The following is a 13,771-nucleotide window of genomic DNA, read 5'->3' as shown; positions in this document are numbered from 1 at the left end:
TTTTCAATTAATTAATCAGCCGCAGCAGCAACCTCACTGGTTTTATTGTTTGTGGGGATAAAGTGCAATTTTTGCCATCGTTGTGAACGACTGGTTCTGTCTTTTACTTCCCCAGCTAATTGCCCACAAGCTGCATCAATATCATCACCTCGAGTTTTTCGTGTAATGGTGTTGATTCCGCTTTTTATTAATCGATCTCGAAATGCATCAATAGCTTCTTGAGAAGAGCGCTCGTATTGAGCCATAGGAAAAGGATTAAATGGAATTAAATTTACTTTTGAAGGAATGTCTTTTAGTAACTTAATCAATTGTGCTGCATGTTCAGGTTGATCATTAACGCCTTTAAGCATCACATATTCAAAAGTAACAACTCTTCTTGGTTCGTTCTTAAAATAGCTTTTACACAAAGCCATTAATTGTGCCAATGGATATTTTTTATTAATAGGCACCAATTCATTACGTAATTCATCATTAGGAGCATGAAGGGATACTGCCAGAGCAACCGGACTCACCTCTCTTAGGCGCTCCAGATCAGGCAATACTCCAGAGGTACTTAGAGTAACTCGTCTCTTGGATAATCCATAAGCAAAATCATCCATCATAAGATCCATCGCTGCGACGACATTATCAAAATTGAGCAAGGGCTCTCCCATACCCATCATTACCACATTGGTAATACGATGATCATGTTCCCCTTTTGCAAGAGATAACTCTCTGGCAGCCAGCCAAACCTGACCTATAATTTCTGCCGTTGTAAGATTACGATTAAACCCCTGTTTTGCAGTAGAACAAAAAGAGCAGTTTAAGGCGCAACCTACTTGCGATGACACACAAAGCGTCCCTCGATTGGATTCGGGAATAAATACTGTTTCAATACAATTTCCGCAATCAAGTTTCAATAGCCACTTATGAGTCCCATCATTTGATTTTTGACAGGTTACTATTTCAGGCAGGCTAATATGAGAAAGGCGGGAAAGCTTTTCTATTAACGCTTTCCCTATATTGGTCATTTTAGTAAAGTCAGATAAGCCGGTCTGATGAATCCATTGAATCAATTGTTGTGCACGAAAAGGTTTCTCACCCCATTGAGTCAGAAGCTCTCGCATTTGTTGATAGTTATAATTCAATAAATTAACTTTTTGATCGGTCATAATGACTCCAATAAAATCTTATCTGTCACAAACTTCATGAGGTTCGAAGAAAAATGCTACTTCACGAGCTGCATTCTCAAGGCTGTCTGAACCATGAACAGCGTTTGCATCAATACTATCAGCAAAATCAGCGCGTATAGTACCAGCTGCTGCTTCTTTAGGATTAGTAGCACCCATTAAATCACGGTTTTTAGCTACAGCATCGTCGCCTTTGAGCGCTTGAACCATAACTGGACCAGAAATCATGAATTCAACAAGGTCATTGAAGAAAGGACGAGCTTTATGAATTTCATAAAACGCTTCAGCTTGAGTTCTAGATAATTGCATCATTTTAGCAGCAATTATGTTTAAACCAGCGTTTTCAAAACGGCTATAAATTTGACCAATTACTGATTTAGCTACAGCATCAGGTTTAATAATAGACAGTGTTATTTCGTTCGCCATCATGCACTCCAAAGGGTTTAAGTTTAAAGCGCATTATTATACATGAAGATATAGGCTTCTGGCTAATATAAATTCACTCTGAAGACTAACGGTTATCAATAAGCGTTAATTTAATTATCACCTATAGTATTATCAAAATATAAAGACTCTCTATTTATTGCATCTTGTTCAGGATTTATTTTGTAATCAGGTAGTAATGAAATTAATTCATTTATACGCAGAATAGCATCGTAGAACTGAGTGCGGTAAGACTTTGCTACCTCACCAAGCTCTTTATTTTTTTTCATAAAAACGCCAAATTCCGATTCAAAATTGAGTAATATTTCCAGAATTGCAGCTAAATGACCCAGTAGTTTATTTTTTAAATCGTCAGTCAATTTAATGTTTACCACTTTATTAAATTCATCTATAAAAAGATGCTCATTACCCAAGCTCGCTGCATGTACATAATCACAGTGAATAAGAGCGTTATTAATTCCGCTTCGAATGACACTTTTACTGACATCAAACCCTGCCTCTCTAATTGTTGCATTGATAGGCCCTATCAATGCTTCAAAATTTTTCTTCCAAAGCTCTGCAGTTTTAATTAAGCTGATTTGACTACTGGCTATAAGCTCATTTTGATCCAGTTGTAACTGATGATAATCCTCGCCGAGCGTGACCAGTTTTTGCCTCTCCATCTCCATTGATTCGCGGGTTAGTGCCCCAGGAGAATCCTCACTTTTACTGCTTTCTCCCGACAGAAGGTAATCAATAAATAATTTCTGAGCATAAATGTGATAGTCACCCGCTTGTTGCAGAACAATCCCATTTAACACATTTTTTAACGGAATTTTTAAGAGAAGATGATAAAAACTAAACGAGCTTTTAACAGCACTTATTAATTCAGTTTGCGGCAAAGCAATGTGATATTTTCCCAATATCCGCTCAGCAGTTATCAATCCATAAGTTGAAAACCATTTACTTAGTTGCTCGTCTTCTACTAGCTCGTCCATAATTCATCCAATTTAAATTAATCAGCGTCTGTGATATAAGACTCATCATTTGAAATTATAGTGTATTTCACAGATGGTAAAACGATTAGATACAGATTTACAAATATTAAATGCATTCTTAAAAATAAAAACGCCTGAAGAATGGTTACATCATGCAGCAAATAACATTCCGTTGTTATTACTCGATCATGCTCATTGTGAGCGTAAAGCCGCTGCTACTGCGATTAATTTTATTAGTAAATATCCTGAGCGATGCGAACTGGTGCACATTATGTCGCCATTAGCTAGAGAAGAGCTTCTGCATTTTGAGAAAGTAATAGCCATAATGAAACAAAGAAATATTTCATATGCCCCATTGCAACCGTCTGAATATGCAACGAATCTGCATAAACACATTACCAAACGAGATGGCGTTGATAGATTATGTGATCAATTAATCATTGGGGCGATCATCGAGGCCCGCTCGTGTGAGCGCTTTAACTCCATCATTCCTTATTTAGAGGATCAGGAGTTGGCTAAATTTTATAGTACCCTCATCAAATCAGAAGCACGGCATTTTCAAGACTATTTAAGCCTGGTAGCGCTATATGGCGGCTCAATGGAGCAAAGAATTGAGCGATTTCTAACCATCGAAAACGAATTTATATTAAGTGCTGATACAGTATTCCGCTTTCATAGTGGTATACCTGCGTTACCAGAATAATAGGATTTGTCCCTTATCTTGAGCATCTTGAAGGATCTCCGATCCTTCGCTACGCTCTGGATGACGTATTGAGAGAATTTTGTCCGTTATCCGAAGAAACTAGCAACGAAAGAGCTCTCGTGTACAGGAGCGCTTTCACTATACCAGAATGACGTATTTATCTTAACTTAATGACAATGGGGTTAGAACCAGGTCAACCCCATTCTTATAGCAGCGGACTACTTCTATGGTCCACGAGGACTCGTTTGCAGGCTTACATGATCGTTCAGAAAAGTTCCTAATCCATGATAAGGATCATGTTTTAGATCATCAAAAGTCTTTTTATCTAAAGCCTTACCGTGAGCATCTACAAATGTTTTAGGGTCAGCAGGAGTTGGATTGTAGCCATTTTCGCTAAGCCAAATATGCACTCCTTTTTGAAATATCTGATCCAAAAGACCCGTATCTTTCACATTATCAGAACGTGTCAGAGGCTCAAAGTGTAATTTATTGTCGTCAGTAAAGGTAACTTCATGACGTAATTCGGGTAAGGTAATTTCAGGATCATCTGAACCCAAAACCAAATTAGCGACTTTATTCGATAAAGGTTCAAGAACATAATCATAAGCGGGAAGAAGTGCGTAATCTGTTATGCCGTTTTCTATTCGAGCAAGAACTTCCTCATTCATTGAATGATGCAGTGCCTTACACATCATAGAATTAGTTTTCCATAGCCTCATCATTGCAGAACGAAAGTCATTATAAGCATGGACATCCGCATTCAAAACTTCTTCAACGTCTTTTCGTGCAATCACCCAAAGTGGAACTTGCTGATTTCCTTGCTCCACCATGCCTTCTTTAGCCAATGCATCCGCAGCAGCGGCACGAGAATTTGCACGCGTAGCCTCTTTTATCTTATAGTCTTCTATCGCTTTATCCTGTAGCTGCTTATTTTTAAGTTGCTCACGAAGTTTAAATACCTCGTTACGCCAATCGACTAAGTTTTCCTGCTTTTCTTTATCTGTATCTGACATTCTTACGCTCCTCAATAACATCACGAATGAGTAAAATAAAAACCCTTTGTATTATCATAACACAATAGTTTAGGCCTGTCATCCCAATCACTAAGCACAAAGCGTGTTAATTTATGAATTCCAGTATCGTATTCTGTAATACCTGGTTTATGCGTATGTCCATGAATCAGAGTGGACACTTTGAATTTGGACATATGAGCAATAACAGTTTCTTTAACTACATCCATTTCGTCCATGGGTTTATTGTGTTTCTTGGAACTCATAGTTCTGACTTTATTTACGAGCTTATTACGAAATGATAACGAGCAACTCAAAAAAAGTGTAGTGAACAGTCGGTTTCGGGTTAAAATCCTGAGCCGTTGATGACCACGATCTTTAGTACAATAGCGATCACCATGGACTAATAGAATTTGCTCACCGCCTAATTCAATAAGAGCAGGCTCTTGCAATACAGTCCAGCCAGCAAGCTGTGCGTACTTTTTCCCCAACAAAAAATCACGATTACCGTGCATAAAATAAATAGAGATATTATTCTCAGTTAACTCATAAAGTTGTGCTGCTATTGCCCTGCTCCATTCATCAACCGAATCGTCACCCGCCCAGGCATGAAAAAAATCCCCAAGAATGTATATTGTTTTAACTGAATTTCGTGCCCAATTTACAAACTCATTGAAACGTTCCTGAATCTCCTTATCATCAGGATGCAAATGCAGATCTGAAATAAAAACTGCATCTATCATAAAGGCTCGATAACAATATGCTCATCAGACAGATAGATCTGACATGGACCATTAATGGGTTCAATTGCATCACTGAGCCGGTAAAAACCTGCAATGGACACTAATTCGGCATCCAAAGACTGGCAGTAAATACGTGCATTCAAATCACCCGAAATCCCGGCCAACGCCCGACCACGAAGAGCCCCATAAACGTGAATATTTCCATCAGACAATAATTCTGCACCATGACTCACCGACGAGTTCACTATCAAATCAGCCCCTTTCGCAACAACCTGCTGGCCAGAGCGAACAGGTGAAGTCAATAATTTAGTTTTCGTTGGTTCAACAGCAACAGGCTCAATTGATTGTTCAGCTATTGGCTTATCTTGTGATGTTGAGGCATTCAAAACGGCCAATCCATTACAATGCGCCAGCGTTTCGTGAAATGCACTGCCTCCCTGAATTGCAACAGGAATCATTCCATGATCGCGAGCAATCTGGAATAATAATTGCAAATCAAATTCAAGCTCACTCACTGCAGTCAGATCAAAAACAACAGGAGTTTTTTCAAATAATTTGGGGGCTTTTGCTACAGTTTCAGTAAATTGCTGAGAAAAAATATCTTTATCTGTATTTAATACATGCAGCACAGTAAAGGTATAGAGTCGCCCTTTTAATTTAAACCCTTGAGTTTTAGTTATATTTTCACCCATATATATGATATCCATAAATGATATTTTTGTTTATACTAGCATGTGGGAACCAATAACAGAAGGATAACAAAGTGGATAAACGATGGTTTGAACAATATCAAAATGGCGTGCCACATGAAATTGACCCCAGTCAATATTTATCCATAGTGTCGTTGTTTAAAGAATCATGTAGTCAATACGCTCATAATGTAGCGTACTCTAACTTGGGATGTGAGCTTACTTATAGTGAGTTAGATCACTTGAGTCGAGATTTAGGGGCTTATTTTCAACAACTGGGTTTAAAAAAGGGAGCGCGTATCGCTATTATGATGCCCAACCTTCTTCAATATCCAGTCACATTATTTGCGATTATGCGTGCCGGATACGTTGTGGTTAACACGAACCCTCTTTACACGCCTGATGAGGTAATCCATCAGATGAATGATTCAGGTGCTGAAGTAATAGTAGTACTTGCCAATTTTGCAAAAACCGTTGAGAAGGCGTTACCAGAATTAACCTCTGTAAAACACGTCATTGTCACGCAAGTTGGAGATCTGTTCCCCAGAATAAAAAGATTTATTGTTAATTTTGTAGTGAAGCACATAAAAAAAATGGTCCCTGCATTCAAAATTCCCCATGCAGTAGCGTATAACTATGCATTACTGGAAGGAAAACAAGCCACATTACACCATGTAGAGCTAAATCATGAGGATATAGCATTTCTGCAATACACCGGTGGCACAACCGGAATAGCAAAAGGAGCCATACTAACCCATGGAAATATGGTTGCCAATTTATTACAGGCGTATTCCTGGCTATCACCAATAAGCATTTCAGACAAGGACATCATTGTTACAGCATTACCGCTCTACCATATTTTTTCGCTAACAGCTAATTGCCTTACCTTCATGAAATTTGGCGCCAAAAATATATTAATAACCAATCCAAGAGATCTGGATCACTTTATTGATGAAATTAAAAATTCTGGTTTCACAGCAATTACTGGCGTGAATACCTTGTTTAATGCATTACTAAATCATCCTAAATTTAAAGAAATTGACTTTAGTAAAGTAAAACTGGCTCTATCTGGTGGTATGGCCCTGCAAAAGAGCGTGTCTCTGCGATGGGTGGAAATGACAAAAACCCGTGTACTTGAGGCTTATGGTTTGACTGAAACCAGCCCTGCTGCAACAATAAATCCTATGTCCATGGAAAGTTATAATGGCAGTATAGGCTTACCATTACCATCTACAGATATATCAATTCGTGATAACGATGACAAAGAGGTGGCCATAGGTTCAAGTGGCGAATTATGTATTAAAGGGCCCCAAGTCATGGCCGGATACTGGAATCGCCCGGATGAAACAGCCTTAGTATTTACCAAAGATGGATTTTTAAAAACAGGCGATATTGCACGAATGGATGAAGAAGGCTTTATCTATCTGGTAGACAGAAAGAAAGACATGATTGTAGTTTCTGGGTTTAATGTATATCCCAATGAAGTAGAGCAGGTAATAGGCCTGCACCCAGGAGTTCTTGAGGTTGGAGTAGTTGGAGTTGTAGATGCCGAATCAGGAGAACGGGTAAAAGCATGTATAGTCAAAAGAGACCCTGATTTAACTGTTGAGCAAATAATAGCGCATTGCAGAGAACATTTAACCGCTTACAAAATTCCCAAAATCGTCGAATTCTATGATGAACTTCCTAAAACCAATGTAGGAAAAATTCTTCGCAGAGCTCTAAAAGAACCAGCGGTGGAAATGCAAGCCTCATAGAGTACATAAGAAACGCAGCTTGACTCTTTCGGGGTATGTTATACCCCGTTTTTTTCTCAATTTGTTTGAATCCAGTCAAAATACTTAGAATACAGATTTAGGAAAGTACCATCATCATTCATTTGCAAAAGAATTGTATTTATTCGGTTAATTAAATCACTTTTGCTCTTGTTACTCATAATCGCATATCCACTTCCGATAGGTTTCTTCTTTCCAATCAGTTTATAGATACCAGGGTTTGTCGCAATCCAGTATTTTGCGGCTTCATAGTCCAATAAAAAAGCGTCAATTTCATTATTCTGCAGGCCGATGAACATGTCATTAATCATTGCATAATAAATAACTTTATTTTGTCTATTATCAGATAAAACTTGTTTTCCATAAGGCGTCCCCATCCTCACGCCTATTCTTTTTCCTGACAAATCATCAGTATTATTAATTGAAGACTTGGTAGACGTAATGTACTGAGAATAACTTTCCAAGTAGGGAATGCTAAATAAAAAATCTTTTTCCCTTTTCTCTGTTCTGATAATCGATGCGATTACCAAATCTACTTCATTATTATTAACCGCGTTAAACAGCTCATGAAATAAATAGGCTTTATAAGTACATTTTACATTCATTCGCTTACAAATGGTCTTAATTAAATCAACATCGTAACCATAATAATCATTCTCATGGCTAGTCCAGGTTTCAAATGGTGGATTAAATTTAGAAGAGCCAATAATTAATGCTTGAGAGTAACATGATAAAGAGAATAAAAAAGACAAAGTAAATACTAATAATTTCATGAAGTTAACCAGTCCCTCTGTTAATAATCGATACCCTAATCATGGTATAAAATTCGTGTTTTGTACAATGTTATATACAGAATTATTCAATTATTAACTGCTTCATAATTCGAGCAGTAGCCCCCCAAATATAGTCGTTCTTTGGAATGAATTCCCAAGTAATAAATTGAAATCCAGATCTCTCAATCCTGATTTTCCGATAATTTTTCCGTTGATGTACTTGTTCCATAGGAACAACAACAAGAGAGGTGACTTCATAAGTATTTAACACATAGGGATTAATCGATTCTATTGTACCTAGCCAAGGGTGGATAATTACCCCAGCTAATGTAGGTTCAGGAGTAAGTTCTTTAATCAACGTCACTCGATCACGAGACACACCCAGCTCCTCATTAAGTTCCCGAAGAGCTGTATCATAATAGTTATTATCATGCTCTTCCCAAAGCCCGCCAGGAAAACTGATTTCGCCAGGATGACTTCTCAAGTGTTCGCTTCTCTTGGTAAGAATTAGTGAGTCAGTATTAAGCTCATGTAAAACAATTACCGCTGAATGAATAAGCTCATCCTTTGTTATTTTATTTAAGTCCATTAATTATCGCTGCTATTTTCGTATAACATTCACGATATTCATCTTCCCATTGTGAGTCAATAACTATTCCCCCTCCCGCTGCCAGATATAAAATATTTTGTCTGGCTGTAATTGTCCGAATTGCAATGTTCGTATCGAAACGCCCGTGTCTTGAAAAATAGCCGATGCTGCCACAATAGACTCCTCGCCCGTAGGACTCTTGCTCCCGTATAATGTTCATAGCTTCCCGTTTAGGAGCACCGGTAATAGAGCCACCAGGAAAACATGAAAGAAATGCATCAAAGGGATTTATTTGCTCTATGCGCACCCCATGAATATCGCTCACCAAATGATGAACCGAATTAAAGCTTTGCAGTGCGCATAGGTTTGATACTGTAACAGAACCAGGAACTGCAATTTTGCCAAAATCATTGCGCATTAAATCAACTATCATAATATTTTCTGCGCGATTTTTAGGGCAGGATAACAATTGGGCTTTCAACTGTTCGTCGACGTCAAAATCAGAAGAACGGCCAACTGTTCCTTTTATTGGCGAGGTTAATAACGTTCGCTCATCATGCAACAGAAAACGTTCGGGAGAAAAACTGAGGATATCCATGTTATCGGATGTCATAAATGCTGAAAAGGGAACAGGATTGTAACGAGAGACCGCTCTGTATATTTGCCAGGGATCGCCTTGAAATTGAGCATGGAACGGTTGAGTGTAATTTACCTGATACGCTCGCCCCATCCTTAAAGAATCATAAATTGCTGCTAATGAATTTTTATAGTGTTCCTCTGTCATTAACGGATAAAAATCACTATTCACTGCAAAGGCTTCAGATTTTGGCGCTGAGGTATTCCACAAATCAATTATGTGCTGAATAAGGGTATGGGTTGAAGCGTGTTCATTAGCAGCAAATAAAGTTACTTTTCTTAACTGGTGATCCACAATAATCGCCCAATCATATAACCCCATATCGACCAATGGCATGCCAGCCAAACCAGGTTGTGGTGTTGAATATATATTGAATAACTGTGCGCCAAGATCATAGGAGATATATCCGATTGCCCCACCCTGAAAAGGAAATGCATACGGTGATGATTCCGTAGAAATAATCTGTCTTAGTTTATCAAAGTCCGATAAGTCCAGTGGTTTATTATTGTCGATGACCAGTCTGTCATAAGGACAGGCACTCAAAATGTCGTATCGCCCAAGTGAGTTATCTGTACTCTCCAGCAAAATAAAACCAGGCAAATGTACTAATTTTTGATATGAATCTTGCAAAAAAGGATGATAATTTAATTCCAATATCAATTCTTTAATCAAAATATCTCCTGTTAAAACAATTGTTTCCGAATAATATAGATACATTGTAACATCATTAATTCTTAAGGCCATGCTTGTAGCGTTTTCCCAATATCTATTGATATACGAGTGTTCAGAGAGCACTAACGTTAGACCTTGGCAACCTCTCTGGTATCCTGAATGTAAAATCAAATTAATATGCTGGTTTTTCAATGCATTTATGAGTATTCTATGGCAACACGTTGTGGACTAGGAGCCATGTAATGACAACAGTTGCTCAATTTGATATTACATTCACACAGTATTTGAATGAACAAGGTGAGTTGGTAGGAACAATTCCTCCATTTGCGGAACATACTTCCGTTTTAAAGGATCTATATAAAACAATGGTACTAACACGTACCTTTGACAAAAAAGCAATTGCTTTACAACGAACAGGAAAAATGGGTACTTATGCCCCAATTAACGGTCAGGAAGCAATTTCAACCGCAATTGGACATGCAATGAAACCTGAAGACGTTTTCGTCCCTTATTATCGTGATTATGCTGCTCAAATACAGCGTGGCGTAAAAATGTCTGAAATTCTGGCGTTCTGGGGTGGAGATGAACGAGGAAGTCAGTTTGCTAACAATGCCCAGGATTTACCTATCTGCGTACCGATTGCTTCTCAGTGCCTGCATGCAGCAGGTGTTGCGTTTGCATTTAAATACCGCAAAGAAAATCGTGTTGCGGTAGTTTGTATTGGTGAAGGAGGTACTTCAGAGGGGGATTTTTATGAGGCAATGAATGTTGCCGGAACCTGGAAATTACCTATAGTCTTTGTTGTTAATAATAACCAATGGGCTATTTCAGTTCCACGAGATAAACAGACTGGTACTCAAACGATTGCACAAAAGGCGATAGCAGCAGGATTTAAAGGTTTGCAAATTGATGGTAATGATGTATTGGCAACAAGACAAGTCATTGGTGATGCGATTGAAAATGCACGCAATGGCGAAGGCCCTACGTTGATCGAGGCGATAACCTATCGCTTATGCGATCACACAACAGCTGATGATGCCACTAGATATCAGCCATCAACAGAAGTAGAACATGCCAAACCAAAAGAGCCTATTTCACGCTTTAAACACTATCTGATGCAACAAAAATTGTGGTCATCAGACGATGAAGAGAAATTGGTTATGGAGTGTTCCGAAAAAGTGGAGCAAGCAGTAGAAGATTATTTAAATGCAACTCCTCAGCCTGTAAGTAGTATATTTGATTATCATTATGCTGAATTACCAGAATATCTTGTAGAACAACGAGCAATAGCCATGGAGGAAGCATCTCATGCCTGATATTACTTTAATTGAAGCGGTAACCCAGGCTCTTGCTTATGAGTTGGCCAATGATGAAAACGTAGTAGTCTTTGGTGAAGACGTTGGATTAAACGGCGGAGTATTCCGTGCCACAGCAGGTTTACAAGAACGCTTTGGTGAAGAGCGAGTATTTGATACTCCGCTTGCAGAATCAATGATTGCAGGTCTTGCCATAGGTATGTCGCTTCAAGGCTTAAAACCAGTAGCCGAGTTCCAGTTTATGGGATTTATTTATCCAGCCATGAATCAGATTATTTCTCACGCAGCCAGGATGAGAAATAGAACTCGCGGAAGATTGAATTGTCCCTTAGTATTTCGTGCCCCCTTCGGTGGTGGTATCAGAGCTCCTGAGCATCATTCAGAAAGCACCGAGGCATTATTTGCACATATCCCTGGATTACAGGTAGTGATACCTTCTTCACCTAAACGTGCTTATGGTTTATTACTTGCCGCAATGCGAAATCCTGATCCTGTCATATTTTTGGAACCAAAACGTATTTATCGTCTGGTTAAGCAACCAGTTCCCGATGATGGGCAGGCTTTGCCAATAGGAAAATGTTTTACCCTGCAACAAGGTGATGACTTGACTCTGGTAAGCTGGGGAGCAAGCATGCATGAAACATTACAAGCCGCAAAACAACTTGGTGATGAAGGCATCTCTTGTGACGTCATTGATGTAGCGACCATTAAACCTCTGGATATTGAAACCATATTAAATTCAGTAGAAAAGACGGGCCGATGCGTCATTGTTCATGAGGGCGCAAGAACTTGTGGTGTTGGCGCTGAAATTTCAGCACAGATCATGGAGAATTGCATGCATGATCTGCTTGCCCCAGTTCAACGTGTTACTGGCTATGATACGGTTATGCCTTATTTTCAGCTTGAAAAACAGTATATACCGAGTGTATCACGTATTAAAAACAGTGTTATGAGCATAATGGAGTAATGATGAATATTTTTAATCTACCTGATTTAGGTGAAGGATTGCCTGATGCTGAAATTCATGAGTGGTTTGTAAAGGAAGGTGATGTTGTAAAAGCTGATCAACCGTTAGTTTCTATGGAAACTGCCAAAGCAGTGGTTGATGTCCCCTGTCCGCAAAGTGGTACAATTACTAAGTTGTATGGTAAGCCTGGCGATGTAATAAAAACAGGTGATGCGTTAGTAGCTTTTGAATCAGCAAGTGCTAAACCAGCAGATAAAGGCACGGTAGTAGGTAATCTTGAAGAAAGCAGTGAAATAACCGAAGATAACTTTGTTATTGGTTCACAAAACGCAGATAAAAATCGGGTCAGAACGACACCTGCTGTACGCATGCTAGCCAAAAAGCTGCATGTAGATTTAACGACATTAAAAGGTACAGGAGAGCATGGACTCATTACTCGCCATGATGTACAGACGCAAGCAGATAAAAACTCTCAACCACCCGCTGGATTTGAGCCTTTGCGCGGAGTCAGACGTGCAATGTTAAATAGCATGGTTCAATCTCATGCTGAAATTGTACCAGTAAGTATCTTTGATGAAGCAGACATCAATGATTGGAAGCCTGGCACTGATATTACTGTTCGTTTAATCAGAGCAATTATTCACGCATCAAAAACAGAACCCGCATTAAATGCCTGGTTTGATACGAAGCACAGTGCACGTCAATGCTTTGAGCAAGTTCATTTAGGTCTTGCCATGGATAATGATGAAGGCTTGTTTGTGCCAGTGATACATGATGCAGAGAAACACTCTGACTCAGAATTACGTCAAATTATTAATGAATTCAAAGAATCTGTTCGTAATCGCGCAGTAACCGCTGACAAATTAAAGGGGGCAACGATCACGCTTTCGAATTTTGGAAAATTTGCCGGACGCTTCGCAAGCCCTATTATTGTTCCACCGATGGTTTCTATATTAGCAGTAGGCAGACTTTATAAAGGGGTTGTTGCATCATCAAAAGAAGGGGCTATCGAAGCTCATAATATGCTTCCGTTGTCTCTCAGCTTTGATCATAGAGCAGTCACCGGTGGTGAAGCCACCCGTTTTCTCGGCGCTGTCATTGAATCATTACAAAAAGCATAATAGAGTCTGATAAGCTTCCAGTGATTATTGCTGGGAGCTTATGTACTATCTATGTGAACGAAATCCTTGATTACACAGCGCTCTGAGGAATCTTGGTATATCTGTACACAATCAAGCTCATAATGAATTAATACGATAGTGTCGCTAAGCTCGTGATTGATTTAAGCCATCCGTGGCTAAAATCGA

The 13,771-nt window shown here is 38.9% G+C and carries 14 protein-coding genes; 5 read left to right on the top strand and 9 right to left on the bottom strand.

The window, feature by feature from the left end; translation table 11 throughout:
- Positions 1–11: 11 nt before the first annotated feature.
- From rlmN to Q0495_RS08530, 3 genes are all read right to left on the bottom strand, one after another.
- A complete protein-coding gene (gene rlmN, locus Q0495_RS08540; protein WP_298624995.1) occupies positions 12–1,151 on the bottom strand; it encodes a 23S rRNA (adenine(2503)-C(2))-methyltransferase RlmN in 1,140 nt (379 codons plus the stop codon).
- Positions 1,152–1,169: 18 nt separating this feature from the next.
- Positions 1,170–1,595 carry a nucleoside-diphosphate kinase gene (gene ndk / locus Q0495_RS08535; protein ID WP_298624997.1) on the bottom strand — a complete coding sequence of 142 codons (426 nt, stop codon included), beginning with the start codon at positions 1,593–1,595 and terminating at the stop codon, positions 1,170–1,172.
- 110 nt (positions 1,596–1,705) lie between these two features.
- Positions 1,706–2,590, bottom strand: a complete 885-nt coding sequence (locus tag Q0495_RS08530; protein ID WP_298624993.1) for a hypothetical protein — start codon at positions 2,588–2,590, stop codon at positions 1,706–1,708.
- 73 nt (positions 2,591–2,663) lie between these two features.
- Between Q0495_RS08530 and Q0495_RS08525 the strand changes: the two genes are divergently transcribed.
- A complete protein-coding gene (locus tag Q0495_RS08525) occupies positions 2,664–3,293 on the top strand; it encodes a tRNA-(ms[2]io[6]A)-hydroxylase (RefSeq protein WP_298624991.1) in 630 nt (209 codons plus the stop codon).
- A 224-nt stretch (positions 3,294–3,517) separates the two neighbouring features.
- Here the strand turns inward: Q0495_RS08525 and Q0495_RS08520 are convergent, their stop codons facing one another.
- Genes Q0495_RS08520 through minC form a run of 3 tightly spaced genes read right to left on the bottom strand, consistent with a single transcriptional unit; the run spans position 3,518 to position 5,738 of the window.
- The gene (locus Q0495_RS08520; RefSeq protein ID WP_298624990.1) at positions 3,518–4,306 is read right to left on the bottom strand and encodes a hydrolase; all 789 of its coding nucleotides are present in this window, start codon (positions 4,304–4,306) and stop codon (positions 3,518–3,520) included.
- Positions 4,307–4,326: 20 nt separating this feature from the next.
- Positions 4,327–5,046: a UDP-2,3-diacylglucosamine diphosphatase gene (locus Q0495_RS08515; protein WP_298624988.1), complete on the bottom strand. Its 720-nt coding sequence runs from the start codon at positions 5,044–5,046 to the stop codon at positions 4,327–4,329.
- Positions 5,043–5,738, bottom strand: coding sequence for a septum site-determining protein MinC (gene minC / locus Q0495_RS08510; RefSeq protein WP_298624986.1), 696 nt, complete (start codon positions 5,736–5,738; stop codon positions 5,043–5,045). Before minC ends, Q0495_RS08515 begins: the two co-directional genes overlap by 4 nt.
- A gap of 71 nt (positions 5,739–5,809) precedes the next feature.
- Here minC and Q0495_RS08505 point away from each other — a divergent pair, with 71 nt between their 5' ends.
- Complete coding sequence (locus Q0495_RS08505) at positions 5,810–7,492, top strand: AMP-binding protein (RefSeq protein ID WP_298624984.1); 1,683 nt, start codon at positions 5,810–5,812, stop codon at positions 7,490–7,492.
- Positions 7,493–7,548: 56 nt separating this feature from the next.
- On the opposite strand, the gene Q0495_RS08500 is transcribed toward Q0495_RS08505, so the two are convergent.
- From Q0495_RS08500 to pabB, 3 genes are all read right to left on the bottom strand, one after another.
- Positions 7,549–8,283 carry a transporter substrate-binding domain-containing protein gene (locus Q0495_RS08500; protein ID WP_298624982.1) on the bottom strand — a complete coding sequence of 245 codons (735 nt, stop codon included), beginning with the start codon at positions 8,281–8,283 and terminating at the stop codon, positions 7,549–7,551.
- Positions 8,284–8,365: 82 nt separating this feature from the next.
- On the bottom strand, positions 8,366–8,872 hold the full coding sequence (locus Q0495_RS08495) for a CoA pyrophosphatase (protein WP_298624980.1): 507 nt from the start codon (positions 8,870–8,872) through the stop codon (positions 8,366–8,368).
- Positions 8,859–10,181 carry an aminodeoxychorismate synthase component I gene (pabB, locus tag Q0495_RS08490; protein WP_298624978.1) on the bottom strand — a complete coding sequence of 441 codons (1,323 nt, stop codon included), beginning with the start codon at positions 10,179–10,181 and terminating at the stop codon, positions 8,859–8,861. Before pabB ends, Q0495_RS08495 begins: the two co-directional genes overlap by 14 nt.
- Positions 10,182–10,423: 242 nt before the next feature.
- On the opposite strand from pabB, the gene pdhA reads away from it, so the two are divergent.
- From pdhA to Q0495_RS08475, 3 genes are read left to right on the top strand one after another with little or no spacing between them, the layout of a single operon-like run.
- Positions 10,424–11,497 carry a pyruvate dehydrogenase (acetyl-transferring) E1 component subunit alpha gene (pdhA, locus tag Q0495_RS08485; protein ID WP_298624976.1) on the top strand — a complete coding sequence of 358 codons (1,074 nt, stop codon included), beginning with the start codon at positions 10,424–10,426 and terminating at the stop codon, positions 11,495–11,497.
- Positions 11,490–12,464, top strand: coding sequence for an alpha-ketoacid dehydrogenase subunit beta (locus tag Q0495_RS08480; RefSeq protein ID WP_298624974.1), 975 nt, complete (start codon positions 11,490–11,492; stop codon positions 12,462–12,464). The genes pdhA and Q0495_RS08480 overlap by 8 nt, the downstream gene beginning before the upstream one ends.
- A 2-nt stretch (positions 12,465–12,466) precedes the next feature.
- Positions 12,467–13,585 carry a dihydrolipoamide acetyltransferase family protein gene (locus Q0495_RS08475; RefSeq protein WP_367274401.1) on the top strand — a complete coding sequence of 373 codons (1,119 nt, stop codon included), beginning with the start codon at positions 12,467–12,469 and terminating at the stop codon, positions 13,583–13,585.
- Positions 13,586–13,771: the final 186 nt, after the last annotated feature.

It is taken from the genome of uncultured Legionella sp., from assembly GCF_937871865.1.
Taxonomy (GTDB): Bacteria; Pseudomonadota; Gammaproteobacteria; order Legionellales; family Legionellaceae; genus Legionella.
Note: the sequence above shows the minus strand (reverse complement) of the source record. Positions and strands in the feature narration are given on the sequence as shown.